Genomic DNA, 16,289 nt, shown 5'->3' with positions numbered 1-16,289 from the left:
GGCGTCGGCCGTCGTCCGGCGGCGCTCGCGTTCGCGCTGTTCGGCCTTGCGTTCGGCTTCTTTCTCACGGCGTTTGGCCACTTCAGACACGAGCAGGCGGTCTTCCACGTGTAGCAGTTGGGCACATTCCTTGATGTAGACGTCGCGCACGATGGCTTCGGGGATGACCGAGATGCTTTGCACGATGTTGCTGATGAGCTCGGCCCGGCGGATGGGGTCCTGGCCGGCATCCTCCATCAGCAGGTTGGTCTTGAAGCGGATGAAGTCCGTCTCGTGCTCCTTGATGAAGTCCTGGAACTCGGTAGAGTTGTGCTTGCGGGCATAGGAGTCGGGGTCGTCGCCGTCGGGCAGGAGGCATACCTTGATGTTCATTCCCTCTTCGAGCAGCATGTCGATGCCGCGCAGAGAGGCCTTGATGCCCGCCGCATCGCCGTCGTAGAGCACCGTCAGGTTGTTGGTGAAGCGGTGTATCATCTTGATCTGCTGCGTGGTGAGTGCCGTGCCCGATGAGGCCACCACGTTCTCCACTCCGCTCTGGTGCATGGAGATGACGTCCGTGTAGCCTTCCACCAGGTAGCAGCGGTCCTGCTTGACGATGGCCTGCTTGGCCTGGTACATGCCGTAGAGTTCGTTGCTCTTGTGGTAGATTTCCGATTCGGGCGAGTTGACGTACTTCACCTTCACACCCTTGGTAGCGGCGGCCAGTACGCGTCCGCCGAAGGCTACCACCTTGCCGCTAAGCGTGTGGACGGGAAAGATGACGCGTCCCCAGAAACGGTCGCGCAGGCGGTGGTCGTCCGTCTCGTAGCAGAGGCCGGTCTTCACCAGGTATTCCTTCTTGTAACCCTTGCTGAGTGCCTCGCGGGCCATGGCGTCGTGGCTCTCGGTGCAGTAGCCCAGCTGGAACTTCTCGATGATGTCGTCGCGGAAGCCGCGGCTCCGGAAGTAGGCCATGCCGATGTTGCGTCCTTCCTCGGTCTGCCGCAGGGTGCGGCGGAAGTAGTCGTTGGCCCACTGGTTGACCACGAACAGGCTCTCGCGCTCGCTCTGTGCGGCCTTTTCTTCGCCCGTCAGTTCGCGTTCCTTGATTTCGATGCCGTATTTCTTGGCCAGGAAGCGCAGGGCCTCGGGATAGGTGAGCTGTTCGTGCTCCATGATGAAATGGACAGCGTTGCCCCCTTTGCCGCAGGCGAAGCATTTGCAGAGCCCCTTGGCGGGCGAGACGTAGAACGAGGGCGTCTTGTCGTCGTGGAAGGGACAGAGGCCCACGTAGTTGACGCCGCGCTTGCGCAGGGTCACGAAGTCCGACACGACGTCGTAAATCTGCGCCGCGTCCATAATCCGGTCTATGGTGGCTTGGTCTATCATTGCGGAGGACAAAGTTACGGGTTATTTTCGGATAATGTGTCACTGGGGGAGCATAAAGTGGCACTTTACGTCCGTCGCCCAGCCTTGTGCATCCCTATTTGATGTTCTCGCGAATCTTGGTGAGATACTGCTTCATGCCGTCGGCGTCCTTCTTCTCGATGATTTCGAGCAGGTTTTTCAGCTCCGTGCGGATGTTGGCCACCTGGGCGGGCGTGCGGGGGTTGAAGAGGATTTCCTGCAGCAGGTAGTCGTCTTCGTTCAGCAGGCCGCGGGCAATGGCCATGTGCTTCTTGAAGGTGGTGCCCGGCGCATCCTGGTGTTTCATCACCGCGGCGAAGACAAAGGTCGACACGAAGGGGATGGACAGCGAGTAGGCTACCGTCTCGTCGTGTTCGTCGAAGGTATATTCGAAGATGTTCAGCTTCAGCGTCTGGTAGAGGTCCTTGAAGAAGATGCGGCCCAGGTGGTCGCCTTCGGTGATGATGATGGCATTTTCCTCGCTCAGGTTGTTGAGGCTGGCGAATGTCGGTCCGAACATGGGGTGCGTGGACACGTAGCGGAAGCCGCTTTCCTTGTAGAAGGCCTTCAGTCCGGTCTTCACCGAAGCGATGTCGCTCAGGATGCAGTCCTTGGGCAGCACGGGCAGCACCTGGCGGAAAGCGTCGAGGGTGTACTTCACCGTGGCGGCGTTGATTACCAGTTCGGGTTCAAAATCTTTTATCTCGTCCAGCGTGGTGAAGCGGTAGGTGTTGTAGACGAAGCGCAGCTGGTGCGGGTTGACGTCGTACACGGCCGTCTCGTGCTGGAAACTCAGTACATCGTTGAAGAAGGAGCCCATCTTTCCGGCTCCGAGGATCAATATTCTCATGATAAAATGAAGAATTAAGAATGAAGAATTAAGAATGAGGAATGAAGAAGGGGTGGCTGGGACAGGTAAGACTGTCGCAATGCGCAGCCCGAATTCTTCATTCTTCGTTTTTCGTTCTTCATTTATTAATGATTTCCATCTGCTGCCTTACACTTTCTTCGTGTATGGCTTCGAACACTTTCTTGATGAAGTCGGCATCCATGCCGCAGAGGGCACCCTGCGAACCGCGCTTCTCCAGAATCTCGTTGTAACGGCCTGTCTGAAGGATGGTCATGTCGTGTTCCTTCTTGTAGGTACCTATTTCGCGGGCCACGCGCATGCGCTTGCCCAGAATCTGGATGAGCTCGTCGTCGCATTCGTCAATCTGCTTGCGCAGTTCGTTCAGGTTCTCCGTGCTCTGGTTGGTTTCGCGGATGACGAGCAGGTTCAGGATGTAGTCCAGAATGTCCGGCGTCACCTGCTGGGCCGCGTCGCTCCAGGCCTTGTCGGGGTTGCAGTGGCTCTCCACGATGAGGCCGTCGAAGCCCAGATCCATGGCCTGCTGGCACAGCGGGGCCACAAGCTCGCGCTTGCCGCCGATGTGGCTGGGGTCGCAGAGGATGGGCAGGTTGGGGATGCGGCGGCGCAGCTCGATGGGGATGTGCCACTGGGGCAGGTTGCGGTATATCTTCTTGTCGTACGACGAGAAGCCGCGGTGGATGGCGGCCAGCCGTTTCAGTCCGGCCTGGTTGATGCGCTCCAGCGCACCGATCCACAATTCCAGGTCCGGGTTCACGGGGTTCTTCACCAAAACGGGGATGTCCACGCCCTTCAGTGCGTCGGCTATCTCCTGCATGGCGAAGGGGTTGGCCGTGGTGCGGGCGCCGATCCACAGGATGTCGATGCCGGCCTTCAGGGCCTCGAACACGTGCTTGGCAGTGGCCACTTCGGTAGCCACGTACATGCCCGTTTCCTGTTTCACTTCCTTGAGCCAGGGCAGGCCTTCTACGCCTACGCCCTCGAAGCCTCCGGGTTTGGTGCGGGGTTTCCAGATACCGGCACGGAATATCTTGATGCCGCGGCCTGCCAGCTGGCGGGCGGTTTCCATCACTTGTTCTTCAGTTTCGGCGCTGCAGGGGCCTGCAATCACCAGGGGGCGTTTGTCGTCCACGCCCGGGAGTGTGATTTTCTCTAATTCGAGTTCCATAACGATTGAATTTAGAATGATGAATGAAGAATGAAGAATTGGCCTGCGGCGTCCCCTTCGTTCTTTCGGGGTCATCATTGTATGTTCTTATGTCTGTTAATTGTTTCTGTGGTTCACGAATGAAGCAGTCGGAAATTCTTCGTTCCTCATTCTTCATTCTTCATTTTCCTAATTCTCTCCAGCGCCTCCTCCAGCTTCGCGTCCTTGCAGCAGAGCGAGATGCGAATGTAGCGTGCGCCGTTCGAGCCGAAGATGAAGCCCGGGGTGATGAAGACGCGGGCTTCGTGGAGCACGCGTTCGGTCAGCTCCTCCACGTCCTTGCACGAGTCGGGGATGCGTCCCCAGAGGAACATGCCCACCTGTCGTTCGTCGTAGGTGCAGCCCAGCGTGTGCATGATTTCTCCGGCCAGGCGGCGGCGGTTGCGGTAGTTGCGGTTGTTGCCTTCGTACCAGTCGGCGTCGGCCTCCAGAGCAGTGGCGGCGGCCAGCTGCATGGCGCGGAACATGCCGCTGTCGATGTTACTCTTCACCTTCAGCACCCATTGCACGAACTGCGGGTTCGAGGCCAGCATGCCGATGCGCCAGCCCGGCATGTTGTGGCTCTTGCTCATGGAGTTGAACTCGATGCAGCATTCCTTGGCACCCGGCACGGCCAGGATGCTCAGCGGGTGGTCGTTCAGGATGAAGCTGTAGGGGTTGTCGTTCACGATGATGATGCCTTTCCTGCGGGCAAAGTCCACCAGCTGTTCATAGAGCTCGGGCGTGGCGGGTGCGCCGGTCGGCATGTTGGGATAGTTGGTCCACATCAGCTTGACGCGGCTCGTGTCCAGCGCCTCCAGCTGTTCCCAGTCGGGCATCCAGCCGTCTTCCTCCTTCAGGTTGTAGTTCACCACCTCGGCCCCCAGTATCTTGCTCAGCGAGGTATAGGTGGGGTAGCCCGGATTGGGCACCAGTACCTGCTCGCCGGGGTTGACGAAGGCCAGCGTGACGTGCAGGATGCCTTCCTTCGAGCCGATGAGCGGCTGTATCTCGGTCTGCGGGTCGAGGTCTACGCCGTACCACCGCTTGTACCAGTCGGCAAAGGCCTTGCGCAGTTCGGGGATGCCCACGTAGGGCATGTAGCCGTGTCCGTCGGGGTTCTGTGCAGCCTGGCATAAGGTCTCGATGGTCTTGGCCGAGGGCGGCATGTCGGGGCTTCCGATGCCCAGGCTGATGACGTCCATCCCCTGCGCGTTCATTTGTGCCACTTCCTTCAGCTTGCGCGAGAAGTAGTATTCGCTGACCGAAGCCAGGCGGTCGGCCGGCCGGTAACTCGTAGCCTGTAGCTCGTCACTCGTAGCTCGTAGCTTGTCACTTGTAGCTTTATCACAGTGTTGATTTTCCATCTTCGTATTCTCCTAATATCTTTAATTCTTTGGTCAATGGACTGATGGCGGCGAGGGCCTGCTTGTACCTCAGCATCTGGTCGAACATCACGTCTACGTAGAACTGGTATTCCCATTCCCGCCCGATGATGGGCAGCGACTGGATTTTGGTCAGGTTGATGCGGTAGAACGAGAGGATGGACAGCACCTGCGAGAGGCTTCCCTCGGTATGGGGCAGGGTGAACACCAGGCTGGCCTTGTTGGGCTCGCGGTTGCGGTGGCGGTTCAGTTCGTCCACCTGCCAGGGGTCGGCCACTACCAGGAAGCGGGTGAAGTTGTGCTTGTTCGTCTCGATGCCCTCTTGCAGCACCTTCATGCCGTAGAGCTCGGCAGCCGCCTTCGAGCAGATGGCGGCATGTCCTTTTAGATGCTCCTTTTTGATGATTTCGGCACTGAAGGCGGTGTCCTCACCTTCCACGACCTTGATGTTGGGATGCTGGCTCAGGAACTCGCGGCATTGCATCAGGGCGATGGGGTGCGAGTTGACTTCGGTGATGTCGTCCCAGTCTTCTTCGGGCAGGCAGACGAAGCTGTGCGAGATGCGCAGCTTGTGTTCGCCGACAATCTGTGTGCCGCTCTGGCGCAGCAGTTCGTTGTTGTAGAGCAGGCTGCCCGCAATGGTATTCTCGATGGCCAGCATGCCGATGACCTGGCTGTCCTGGTGGATGGACTTGAATACATCCTCAAACGTAGCGCAGCAGATCAGTTCGATGTCTTCGCCTTCGAAGTATCGGTGGGCTGCAATGTCGTGGAAGGAACCCAAGGTTCCCTGAATGGCTATTCTTTTCATATCGTTGTATTAACAAAAATCCCGCTTCCAGTCATGGGAGCGGGATCCATATCTTTATTTTTAAGTTCTTTCTTCAGTTCTTAAGCGTCACTGTCACTTGACACATACAAACTCCCGCTCTACTTTGTTGCTAAAGTAAAAGTAAAAGAAGAAGTAATATGCGTAAGCAAACAGGTTCATATCTTGTCTTTCTTGTTAATTCGTCGGCAAATGTAATGCTTTTCTTTGAAATGCAAACAATATTCCATGTTTTTTTTGAAAAAGGTATCAATTTTACTTTTCCTGTTCGCCGATGTCCTCGGTGTCGGCCGGATAGACCACTCCCCATTGCTGGCGGAGCCGGTCGAGCAGGTGCATGATTTCCAGTGTCTCGGCGTGGGGCATGGCAGCCGTCTCCAGTTGTCCCCGGCGCAGGGCGTCGATGGAGGCCTGCACCTCGTATTCGTAGCCGCTGATCTGTGACGGGCAGTCGTAAATCTTCACCAGCTGGTGGTCGCTGTCATAGATGGCGGCCTGCTGCGGGTTGTTGATGTTGTCCACCACGATGTAGCCTTTCTCGCCCGAGATGATGCCCTGACGGTCGTTGGCACAGCTGGCAGTGAGCTGCATCACGGCCATGTTGCCGTTGGCGTAGCGGAAGGAGATGCTCTCCTGGATGTCCACGCCGTAGTTGTTCTTCACGCAGTGCGACTGGATGTCGTCGATGTCGGTGCCGAATATCATGCGGGCAAAGTTGATGGGATAGACGCCGATGTCGAGCAGGGCGCCTCCGCACAGTTCGGGCTTGGCGATGCGTTCCTTGTAGGCGATGGGATAGCCCAGGTTGGCCGTCAGCATGTGCGGGCGGCCGATGGAGCCGTTGAACACCAGTTCGCGGATGGTGTGGGAGAAGGGCATGTAGCGTGTCCAGATGGCTTCGGTGATGAACACGTTGCGTTCCTTGGCCAGCTGCAGCAGTGCTTCGGCCTGGCGGGCGTTGGCCGTGAAGGCCTTTTCGCAGAGCACGGCCTTCCCGTTGAGGATGCACAGGCGGGCATGCTCGTAGTGGTGGGAGTGGGGCGTGGCGATGTAGACCAGGTCGACGTGAGGGTCGGCGGCCAGTTCTTCATACGATCCGCAGGCTTTCTTGAAGCCCCACTCCTTGGCGAAGGCTTCGGCACGGATCTGTTCGCGTGAGGCTACGGCGTAGCAGTTCACGTCTTTCATCTGTTGCAGGGTAGCGGCCATCTTGGCGGCGATATGTCCGGTGCCCAGGATGGCTACATTATTTCGTTCTTGGCTCATAGTGCTTGGGTTTGTTGTGTGTTGCGATAGGGGGATTATAGTCCTAAGATGTCAGTCTGCCTGTTTCCTCCGGGCAGGTTGTTGTATTCGCCGTTGAAGGCTTCGCTTTCCTTGGGGTTCAGCTCCAGTTCCTTCTTCAGGTCTTCTGTGGCGCCGTCCTTGTCGCCGTTCAGCATCTTGGCCCGTCCGCGTTCGTGGTAGGCCTGGATGAAGTTGGGGTTCAGTTCGATGGCCTCGTCAAAGAGGGCGATGGCTTCCGTCAGTTTGTTCTGGCCGATGTACAGCTGTCCCAGGTACAGATAGGCCTGCTCGTTGAACGGATTTTCTTCCGTCACCTTGCGGAAGTCGGCTTCGGCTTCTTCAGCCTTTCCGGTGGACTCTTCGATGCGTCCGCGCAGCAGCAGGGCGTTCTCTTCGTCGGGAGTCTGTGACAGGATGGCTTCGATGTCCTCGGCGGCTTCCTTGTACTGCTGCATCTTCATCAGGGCTTCGGCACGCATCAGGCGGGCTTCCGTGAAGTCGTCCTTCAGCAGGATGGCTTTGGTCAGGTGGGCGATGCTCATGATGCTGTTGCCCTCGCCGTCCGTCGCCTTGCCCAGCAGGTAGTGGGCCATGGCGTTGCCTTCTTCGATGGCGATGGCTTTTTTGGCCGCTTCGGCCATGGCGGGATAGTCTTCCTGGGCGAAGCAGACGTTGGCCAGGTTCAGGAAGGTGTTGGCATGGTTCGGTTCCATCTGCGTCATGCGTTCCAGCAGGCGGCGGGCTTCGTCCAGCCGGTTGGTCTGGATGTAGACCTGTACCAGGTAGCCCATCGTCTCGAAGTCTTCCTGCAGGGCCAGTGCCTCCTGGAAGCATTTGACGGCGTAGTCCGTGCGTCCCATGCGCTGGGCGCGCATGCCGTCATACTTGAATATCTCGAAGTTCTTTTGTTTGTTTTTCTGTTGCTCTTCTTCCGGGCTGGAAGGCTTTCCGGAGAAGAATGACTTGAAAAATCCCATATCCGTTTCTGTTTAATTGTAGCTGCAACGGACGTCAGGAAGTGGTCGGCCTCTTCCTTCTTGCCGATTGCGGGACAAAAGTAGTGAATTATTTTCTGATTTGCAGCATCCCGTTGTGGGTAAATATTTGTTTGTTGTCCATCATTTGGTGTAAGGTGTCTGTCAGCAGGTCTTTTTCTACCGGAATCTGGGCCGCCAAGTCGGCGGGCGTGAGCGGTTGGCTGTCCAGGCATTGTCTGATTCTTTCGGACAGGCCGGCCGTCCGGGCCTCCGTCTGCTTGCGGAGTTCGATGCAGGTGTCACACTGCCCGCAGTCGTGCTCGTTCTGTTCGCCGAAGTAGTGTAGCAGCATGCGGCTGCGGCAGGCCGTGTCGTTGGTCACGTAGTCGAGCATGGCCCTGATGCGCTGTTCGTAGCGGGCCTTGCGCTCTTCGTAGACAGCGGGCGGGATGTTCAGCCGCTCGCTTTCCACCCGTTCGCGGGTATAGATGATGTAGGGCGTCTTCTTGTGGGGGATGTAGCTGACGATGCGCCGCCGGGAAAGCTCCTTCAGCAGTTCGTACACCTGTCGGTGCGTGAGTCCGGCGCGCACGGCCAGCGTGTCTTCGCTGATGAAGGCATAGTCGGTGAACAGGCCGGTGTACGAGCGCAAGGCCGCCTGGATGAGGCGGTCCGTGTCGTCGCCCAGCTCGCGCAGCCTGTACAGCTCCTCGCGCCTCACGGTGAAGAGCAGGCGCGAGGCGTTGTCCCGTTCGTCGGTGTACTCCAGGTAGCCCGCCTGTGTCAGTATCTTCAGCGCGCTGTCCACGGGGACGGGGAAGTACTTGAACTTGCGGCAGAAGTCCTCGATGTCGAACTCGCGCACGCAGCCCCGTCCGTCGCCCATGGCCATTTCGTAATAGTATTGCAGGTGTTCGTAGACGTCGCGGATGTAGTCCTTCTCCGGAAAGTTGTCGGGGATGCGCTTGCGCAGCGTCGTGCTGTCGGCCTTGGAGTGGAGGATGATGGCGTAGGCCTTCTGTCCGTCGCGGCCCGCACGGCCCGCTTCCTGGAAGTAGGCCTCGATGGAGTCGGGCAGGTCCAGGTGGATGACCAGCCGCACGTCGGGCTTGTCGATGCCCATGCCGAAAGCGTTGGTGGCGACCATCACGCGGCTTTCGCCTTTCTGCCACCGCTGCTGGCGGATGTCTTTCACGGCGTCGTCCAGCCCGGCGTGGTAGACGTCGGCGGTGATGCCCTGCTGTTGCAGCCATTCGGTCACCTCCTTGGTGCGGCGGCGGTTGCGCACGTAGAGGATGGCACTGCCCGGCATGCGTTGCAGGATGTGCAGTAGTTCGGCGGCCTTGTTCTCCGTGCGGCGCACCACGTAGGCCAGGTTGGTGCGCTCGAAGCTCATGCGGAACACGTTCTCCTCGCGGAACTCCAGCCGCTGTTGGATGTCCTTCACCACCTCGGGCGTGGCGGTGGCGGTCAGGGCCAGTACGGGTACGCCCGGCAGCAGGCGGCGCACCTCGGCTATCTTCAGGTAGGCCGGGCGGAAGTCGTAGCCCCATTGCGAGATGCAGTGGCTCTCGTCCACCGTAATCAGGCTGATTTTCATCTTGGCCAGCTTGATGCGGAAGATATCCGTGTCCAGCCGCTCGGGCGAGATGTAGAGGAACTTGTAGTTGCCGAAGATGGCGTTCTCCAGCGTCGCGATGATGTCCTGCCGGCTCATGCCCGAGTAGACGGCCAGGGCCTTGATGCCCCGCCGCTTCAGGTTCTGCACCTGGTCCTTCATCAGGGCGATGAGCGGAGTGATGACCAGGCACATGCCTTCCTGGGCCAGGGCGGGTACCTGGAAGGTGACGGACTTTCCGCCGCCCGTCGGCATCAGGCCCAGCGTGTCGCGTCCCTGGCCGATGCTGCGGATGATGTCTTCCTGGATGCCGCGGAAGGAGTCGTAGCCCCAGTATTGCTTTAAGATTGCTTGATAGTCCATGACTGCTCCTTGTCCTGATTTTCCCATGCTTTTTTAAGACAAAAGAACAGAAGAACAAAAAGACAAAACAATCTGCAAGGCAATATCCCTTTGTACTTTTGTTCTTCTGTCCGAAAAAAGCCTCAGTTCGGCTTGATGTCCTCTATCTGGAGCTGCACCTCGCCCCGCTTGTGGGTGTTCTCCTCGATGGTGTAGCAGATGTCGAACGAGCGTTTCGTCTTGATGTAGCGCACGTGCGAGCTTTGTCCGAAGGCGATGCCGTTCATCACGTTGTTCGACTTGTTGTCCACCAGCTCCAGCTTGATGTGTTCCTGGTCGCGGCCCACCACCTTGCTCGTGCCGTAGTCGTAGACGTTGTGGGTGCAGAACACGGGCTTCGTGTTCTCCGGCCCGAAGGGGTTGAACTTCTTCAGGTCGCTGAAGAACTTGGGTGTGATGTCCTTGAAGTCTATCTCGGCGTCGATGTCGATCACGGCGCTGGTCTGTTCCGGCAGGATGTGCTGCGACACGAATTCCTCGAACCGTTCGGCAAAGGCGGGCACGTTCTCCACCTTCATCGACAGGCCGGCGGCATAGGTGTGCCCGCCGAAGTTCTCGAGCAGATCGCGGCAGTATTCGATGGCCTTGTACACGTCGAAGCCCGACACGGAGCGGGCCGAGCCGGTGGCCATGTCGTTGGTGCGGGTCAGCACCACGGCGGGGCGGTAGTAGATTTCCGTCAGGCGCGAGGCCACGATGCCGATGACGCCCTTGTGCCAGGCCTCGTTGTAGAGCACGATGGAGCGGCGGTCGGCCAGCCCCTCCAGTCCTGCCACAATGCGGTTGGCCTCTTCGGTCATGCTCTTGTCCAGGTCCTTGCGCGTCTCGTTGTACTGGTTGATCTGGAAGGCCTTTGCCCGGGCGGTGGAGAAGTCCTTCTCCGTCAGCAGGTCCACGGCCTCCTTGCCGTTCTGGATGCGTCCCGAAGCGTTGATGCGCGGCCCTATCTTGAAGACGATGTCGCTAATGTTGATTTCCCGGTCCGACAGTCCGCAGACGTCGATGATGGCCTTCAGCCCGATACTGGGGTTGCTGTTGAGCTGCTTCAGGCCGTGGTAGGCCAGGATGCGGTTCTCGCCCATGATGGGCACGATGTCCGAGGCGATGCTCACGGCCACCAGGTCGAGCAGGGGGATGAGGTGGTGGAACTCGATGCCGTTGCTCAGCGTGAAGGCCTGCATGAACTTGAAGCCCACGCCGCAGCCCGACAGATGCTCGTAGGGGTACGTGTTGTCCTCGCGCTTGGCGTTCAGGATGGCCACGGCGGGTGGCAGCACCTCGTCGGGCACGTGGTGGTCGCAGATGATGAAGTCGATGCCCTTCTCGCGGGCATAGGCAATCTCGTCCACGGCCTTGATGCCGCAGTCCAGCACGATGATGAGCTTCACGCCCGTTTCCACGGCGTAGTCCACTCCTTTGTAAGACACCCCGTAGCCTTCGTTGTAGCGGTCGGGGATGTAATAGTCGATGTTCGAATAGAACTGTTGGATAAACTTGTAGACCAGTGCCACGGCAGTGGTACCGTCCACATCATAGTCTCCGTAAATCAGAATCCGTTCTTTCTTTCCCATAGCCTGGTTCAGGCGTGCCACGGCCACGTCCATATCCTTCATCAGGAACGGGTCGTACAGGTCGGGCAGTTGCGGGCGGAAGAATTTCCGTGCGGCGGCAGCGGTCTTGATGCCGCGTTCGATGAGCAGTTGCCCCAGTATGGGGCTAATGCCCAGCTCCTTGGCCAGTTGCCGGCTTGCTTCTGCCTGTTCGGGTGTTATGGGTTGATAATTCCATTTGTGAGTCATTTTATATATTGTTTTTTCTTTTTCCAGTCTCGGGTGTCGGGGCGGGCGCGGAGTGCCTTTTCCCCAACAAGTCGTAAAGGTAGCAAAAAGTCTTGAAAGAAGGGCGAAAAGTACATGAAATCTTTCTTAACGGACGGAAATGGAAGGGCGGAAACGGTTGGAAGGCCTGTGGGGAGACCGGAGGGGGCTGTGTAAAAAGTTCCCACGATAGCCTGCTGATTTACAGTCCTATACAGCAAATGCGGAAGATGCGGAGGATGGTTTGACAACTTTTTCAGGAAATGATAAATAAATAGGCTGCCTTTAAAGGCAGCTCATTTAATTATTTTTCGCGCGTAATGTTTGCAGATTACCCTCCGCATCTTCCGCATTTGCTGTAGGTGGTTGTAAACCAGGTGGGTATCGTGGGGAGATGAATGTGCCTTTCACTCCCTTATGGTTTTAGATAGACCAGGATAAGTATAGGGTTGCTGTCTGCGTTCCATTGGCTGAAGATTTTCCGTTCGTCGGCGGATAGTCCGGTCAGTCCGGCTGCTTTTTGTGCGTTGGCATCCGTATAGCTGGCCGTAAAGATGAGCGCGCGGTCAGTAACCCCCTTGAGCATGACGTTTCCAAGCAGGCGTTTTTCCCTTTCTAATCCGAAGCGCTGGATGCCGTTACCCTTTCGGGGGATGTAGTAGAAGTCCGGCAGGTAGGAGGAAAGGATGGAGCATACATAGCCCTGACTGATTTCGTAGAAGCCGTTGATGTCCTTGATGTGCTTGGTGTCCGTAAGGAAGGCTGCGGACTTGCTTTCCAGCTCTTTCAGGCTTTCGGCTGTATAATATCTGGAAGACAGGAACGTGGCGAACGGTTCTTTCCGCTCAGGCTGATAGACGTGCGGGGTGAACCGGTGGTAATAGTATGTCTTTCTGCCGGATTTGAACAGGTAGTGCGAAACCGTTTTCAGTATCTTCATCTCGTTCACTTCGGGCAGGGCGGGCTGGAGTAGCGTTTCGTACGTCTGGGTACGCGGGTTGTAGACGGCCAGTTTGTCTGCAAGCCGCCCCTGTTCGTAGACGTCTCCCAGGACGAAGTTCCCCTCTTCCGTCAGAGCGAAATCCAGGAAATATCGTCCGGTTGCAATTTCTTCGTATGCCTTGGGATTCCCTTTTTCATATTTCAGGATACGTTGCCGTTCGTTGTCGGCTATGTAGATGTTTCCCTCGCTGTCTACATCGAAATCCACGGGATAGAGATATTCCCCCGGCCCTTGTCCCAGTGGATGCAGGACTTGGAGAAAACGACCGTTTTTGTCGAATGTCAGGACGCCTTTGTGTGGAAGGACTGGTCATAGATATAGAATTTGTCATTCAAGCAGATGATTTTGTCAATGCTTCCTATCAGTGAACTGTCCGTCAGCTCTAACGGTAGATAGCGGATGGAGTCGACAGGTGCTTCTGCCGCACGGGAGATGCTGTCGATGTCGCAGGTCAGTGGTGAAGCCGGTTCTTGAGGGGAATGGCCGCAGCTGAACAGCAGACTTATGAACAGGGCAATGGAAGTGGTATGGATTGTTTTCATGGCAGATAAATTTTAGAATTCAGCCTCTGAAAAGGTTCGTAACAAAAATACATATTGCCGCTTTATAAACAAAATTATAGAGGAGAAAAATGCGGTTTTCCGTATGCTTGATGATATTATGAACCGTGTGCCGGGAGTTGGCGAGCGGTCATGCTTTTTTATCTTGCTGCACAAGTGCTTGATTTTCAATGTCGCCACAGATGCCACAGATACTTGTGTAAACATTACGCGTGAAATTAAATAAATGGTCTGCCTTTAAAGGCAGCCTATTTATTTAATGGGTTCAATAATTTTAATGTAATCCTCTGTGGCATCTGTGGCGGTATTTAAAAAAGGGTCTTTTCGTTCCTTGACACCGTGCTTCCTCACTCTCTGACGCCGTGCTTTGTCAGCCCCTCAGGAAGCACTGTGTGACACCCTCATGAAGCACTGCGTCAGGTCCTCACGCAGCACTTCGTCAGACGGGGTAAGGAAACAGGGTGAACACACTTTGAGACAGATTACCGCAAAAACGCGAAGTGAAATGCCACAAAAACACGAAGTGCTTTTGGCTATTTTATTAAATACCTGTATTTTAGCAGAAAATTGGTTGGTGCGATAATTTACTTTCGCAAAATGAAGCGGGAGTACTTGATTTTTATTACCTTTGTTTTTAAAAAGAGGCAAAATGAATGAAATTTGGAATGAAATATGTTTTGAGTTAAAAGCTTGTATTCAAAATAATGTTTTAGAGAAAGAATATGAAAATGCTGAATCAACCTCAGTCTTATTGTTCTGTTCGCAAATTTGCAAGGTTACAATGTTATTGAATGAGGGTGTGTCAAAATAGAGGTATCTGAGACTCTCCTCCTTCTGGAAGGAGGAGTACCCGATAGGGGGAGGTGGTAGGTGAATACATAACGCGTTGATTGATAACCCTTCGCGAAAACCTACCACCCCGCCCTTTGGGCACCCCTCCTTCCAGAAGGAGGGGAGTTAAAATTGCCTCACTTCATTTTGACACATCCTCAATTGAGGATTTTTTATATTGACTTATGCTTGCCTTCATCTCCTGTGCCAAGACCATGGCTGCCCGCTGCACCCTGCGCGTGCCGCAGCTGACTACACCCCGCTTTGAAGCCGAGGCGTTGCAGAACGTCCTCAGCCTGTCGCAATACTCCGCCGCCGAGCTGGAGACCCTGCTGCGGGTCAACGCGAAGATAGCCGCCGAAAACCGCCTCCGCTACCACGACTTCTGCTCGGAAGAGAATCGCCCGATGCCCGCCATCGGAGCCTATACGGGGGCGGTGTTCAAACGCATCGCGCCGCGTGACTTCACGGCCGACGACTTTGCCTTCGCGCAGGACCACCTGCTCATCACCTCCTTCCTCTACGGCCTGCTGCGCCCGCTGGACGGCATCCGGCCCTACCGGCTGGAGGGCGACGTCTGCCTGCCCGAACGGGGCGGGCTGTCGATGTTTGACTACTGGAAACCGCTGCTGACGGACGTGTTCATCGAAGCCGTCAGGCAGCAGGGTGGCGTGCTGCTCAACCTGGCCAGCGGCGAGATGAAGAACCTCTTCGACTGGCGGCGCGTGGAGCGCGAGGTGCAGGTCGTGACGCCCGAGTTCCAGGTGTGGAAGGGCGACCGGCTGGCGACGGTGGTCGTCTATGCCAAAATGTGTCGGGGCGAGATGACGCGCTTCTTCCTGAAGAACCGCCTCACCCGCCCCGAAGAGTTGCGTGGTTTCCAATGGGAGGGCTTCGCGCTCGACGAAAGTCGGAGCACGGACACCCACCTGCTGTTTACTGCCTGATGGTGACCATCGTGGCGCCGAACCCGTATTCCTGGAAGGAAGCGTCCTGCGCCTTGCAGGCCGGGTACTTGCGCTTCAGCTCGTCCAGCAGCGCGCGGCGCAGCACGCCGTCGCCTTTGCCGTGGATGAAGACGATGCGCTGCTCACGCTTGTTCTTGTACTGCTCCATCACCTCGCGGAACTTGTCCAGCTGGTAGTTCAGCATCTCACCGTTGCTCATGCCGCGGGTGTCGTCCAGCAGTTCGCCGATGTGCAGGTCTACCTCGATGATGTCGTTCTTGCCGCCGCGCTTGGCGATGGTCTGCGGCTTGCGGGGCGCGTCGTCGGCCTTGCGCTTCTGCATCAGGGCCTCCTGGAGCTCTTCGGCCGACACATATACCTGCTTGGCTGGCTGGTCGTTCTTGACCACGTCGTAGAGCAGGGCCGGCGTCTCGAAGAAGTCGGTCGGCTGGAAGGTGTGCAGCTTGTAGAACTTCACCACGTCGATGCGCAGCTCCACGCTGACGGCCGGCTTCAGCTGGAAGGAACGGCGGTCCTTGAAGGCCACCAGCTGCACGGCCACGCGCTCCAGGTCGTTGAGCGAAGCCTTCTCGAACTCTTCGAGCAGCAGCTTCGTGTTGGGCTCTATCAGGCCGTGCGAACGCACCGTCCATGCCTTGCCCTCGGCTCCCAGGTAGGTGTAGTAGAGGTAATAGTTGCTGTCGTTCACCAGGTAGCTTTCGAAGGACGTGGTGCTCACTGCCTTGATGTCGGTGGGCACGAAGGCCAGGTGGACGTTGAGCACGTCGCCGCCCTTTATCTCCGGCTGGCGGTAGACCGATACCTGCGGCTTCTCCACGCGGTGCAGCGGCTGTTCGGCCGGTTGCGGTGCGGCCGGGCGGGCGGGTTGTTCTTCCGCCTTCTTCTGTTCGGCCTTGGCGGCCTTCGAGGCGGGAGTCGGTACGTTGTAGTCGTCCGTCTCTATCACCACCACTTCACTGATGTGCATCGGGATGTCGAACCCGTCGGCATCTTCCACCAGCACGATGTCTTTTCCCTGGAATCCGGTGACCTTTCCGCCACCCACTTCGTTCAGAAAGCGAACTTTGTCTCCTATCTTTATCATAACTTTTCTGTTTTATTTCGTTGGTGAGACAAAGATACCTATTTATTTTCAAAAGCGGATGGGGAGACGGGCGGAAATCGATGTCGCA

General features: G+C 56.8%; 13 protein-coding genes. 1 reads left to right on the top strand and 12 read right to left on the bottom strand.

Annotated elements, in window-relative coordinates:
* From dnaG to BQ7483_RS18125, 11 genes are all read right to left on the bottom strand, one after another.
* A partial coding sequence (dnaG, locus tag BQ7483_RS01085; protein ID WP_072544530.1) for a DNA primase occupies positions 1-1,368 on the bottom strand: 1,368 nt, incomplete at its 3' end.
* A gap of 94 nt (positions 1,369-1,462) precedes the next feature.
* Entirely contained in the window at positions 1,463-2,236 is a 774-nt protein-coding gene (locus tag BQ7483_RS01080; RefSeq protein WP_022020748.1) for a prephenate dehydrogenase/arogenate dehydrogenase family protein, read from the bottom strand.
* Between the two features lie 118 nt (positions 2,237-2,354).
* A complete protein-coding gene (locus tag BQ7483_RS01075) occupies positions 2,355-3,422 on the bottom strand; it encodes a bifunctional 3-deoxy-7-phosphoheptulonate synthase/chorismate mutase type II (protein ID WP_022020747.1) in 1,068 nt (355 codons plus the stop codon).
* A 146-nt stretch (positions 3,423-3,568) separates the two neighbouring features.
* Positions 3,569-4,807: a pyridoxal phosphate-dependent aminotransferase gene (locus BQ7483_RS01070; RefSeq protein WP_022020746.1), complete on the bottom strand. Its 1,239-nt coding sequence runs from the start codon at positions 4,805-4,807 to the stop codon at positions 3,569-3,571.
* On the bottom strand, positions 4,788-5,636 hold the full coding sequence (locus BQ7483_RS01065; RefSeq protein ID WP_072544529.1) for a prephenate dehydratase: 849 nt from the start codon (positions 5,634-5,636) through the stop codon (positions 4,788-4,790). The genes BQ7483_RS01070 and BQ7483_RS01065 overlap by 20 nt, the downstream gene beginning before the upstream one ends.
* Before the next feature lie 273 nt (positions 5,637-5,909).
* Positions 5,910-6,920 carry a Gfo/Idh/MocA family protein gene (locus BQ7483_RS01060; protein WP_072544528.1) on the bottom strand — a complete coding sequence of 337 codons (1,011 nt, stop codon included), beginning with the start codon at positions 6,918-6,920 and terminating at the stop codon, positions 5,910-5,912.
* Between the two features lie 35 nt (positions 6,921-6,955).
* Positions 6,956-7,918, bottom strand: coding sequence for a tetratricopeptide repeat protein (locus BQ7483_RS01055; RefSeq protein ID WP_072544527.1), 963 nt, complete (start codon positions 7,916-7,918; stop codon positions 6,956-6,958).
* A gap of 88 nt (positions 7,919-8,006) precedes the next feature.
* Positions 8,007-9,926, bottom strand: coding sequence for a RecQ family ATP-dependent DNA helicase (locus tag BQ7483_RS01050; protein WP_072544526.1), 1,920 nt, complete (start codon positions 9,924-9,926; stop codon positions 8,007-8,009).
* Between the two features lie 95 nt (positions 9,927-10,021).
* On the bottom strand, positions 10,022-11,737 hold the full coding sequence (gene recJ / locus BQ7483_RS01045; protein WP_072544525.1) for a single-stranded-DNA-specific exonuclease RecJ: 1,716 nt from the start codon (positions 11,735-11,737) through the stop codon (positions 10,022-10,024).
* A gap of 433 nt (positions 11,738-12,170) precedes the next feature.
* Positions 12,171-12,998, bottom strand: a complete 828-nt coding sequence (locus BQ7483_RS01035) for a 6-bladed beta-propeller (RefSeq protein WP_262493906.1) — start codon at positions 12,996-12,998, stop codon at positions 12,171-12,173.
* A gap of 41 nt (positions 12,999-13,039) precedes the next feature.
* Positions 13,040-13,300, bottom strand: a complete 261-nt coding sequence (locus BQ7483_RS18125) for a 6-bladed beta-propeller (protein WP_072544523.1) — start codon at positions 13,298-13,300, stop codon at positions 13,040-13,042.
* A 1,034-nt stretch (positions 13,301-14,334) separates the two neighbouring features.
* Between BQ7483_RS18125 and BQ7483_RS01025 the strand changes: the two genes are divergently transcribed.
* A complete protein-coding gene (locus BQ7483_RS01025) occupies positions 14,335-15,096 on the top strand; it encodes a YaaA family protein (protein WP_072544522.1) in 762 nt (253 codons plus the stop codon).
* Here BQ7483_RS01025 and BQ7483_RS01020 read toward each other — a convergent pair.
* A complete protein-coding gene (locus BQ7483_RS01020) occupies positions 15,086-16,198 on the bottom strand; it encodes a DUF2027 domain-containing protein (RefSeq protein ID WP_072544559.1) in 1,113 nt (370 codons plus the stop codon). The genes BQ7483_RS01025 and BQ7483_RS01020 overlap by 11 nt on opposite strands.
* Positions 16,199-16,289 lie beyond the last annotated feature (91 nt).

The organism is Mediterranea massiliensis (assembly GCF_900128475.1).
GTDB lineage: Bacteria > Bacteroidota > Bacteroidia > Bacteroidales > Bacteroidaceae > Bacteroides > Bacteroides massiliensis_E.
Note: the sequence above shows the minus strand (reverse complement) of the source record. Positions and strands in the feature narration are given on the sequence as shown.

Bases quoted from the DNA above. Each gene is read 5' to 3' on its own strand.
- BQ7483_RS01065 (WP_072544529.1), bottom strand. From the start codon at position 5,636: ATGAAAAGAATAGCCATTCAGGGAACCTTGGGTTCCTTCCACGACATT.
- BQ7483_RS01055 (WP_072544527.1), bottom strand. From the start codon at position 7,918: ATGGGATTTTTCAAGTCATTCTTCTCCGGAAAGCCTTCCAGCCCGGAA.
- BQ7483_RS01080 (WP_022020748.1), bottom strand. From the start codon at position 2,236: ATGAGAATATTGATCCTCGGAGCCGGAAAGATGGGCTCCTTCTTCAAC.
- BQ7483_RS01070 (WP_022020746.1), bottom strand. From the start codon at position 4,807: ATGGAAAATCAACACTGTGATAAAGCTACAAGTGACAAGCTACGAGCT.
- BQ7483_RS01075 (WP_022020747.1), bottom strand. From the start codon at position 3,422: ATGGAACTCGAATTAGAGAAAATCACACTCCCGGGCGTGGACGACAAA.
- BQ7483_RS01025 (WP_072544522.1), top strand. From the start codon at position 14,335: ATGCTTGCCTTCATCTCCTGTGCCAAGACCATGGCTGCCCGCTGCACC.
- BQ7483_RS18125 (WP_072544523.1), bottom strand. From the start codon at position 13,300: ATGAAAACAATCCATACCACTTCCATTGCCCTGTTCATAAGTCTGCTG.
- recJ (WP_072544525.1), bottom strand. From the start codon at position 11,737: ATGACTCACAAATGGAATTATCAACCCATAACACCCGAACAGGCAGAA.
- BQ7483_RS01050 (WP_072544526.1), bottom strand. From the start codon at position 9,926: ATGGGAAAATCAGGACAAGGAGCAGTCATGGACTATCAAGCAATCTTA.
- BQ7483_RS01060 (WP_072544528.1), bottom strand. From the start codon at position 6,920: ATGAGCCAAGAACGAAATAATGTAGCCATCCTGGGCACCGGACATATC.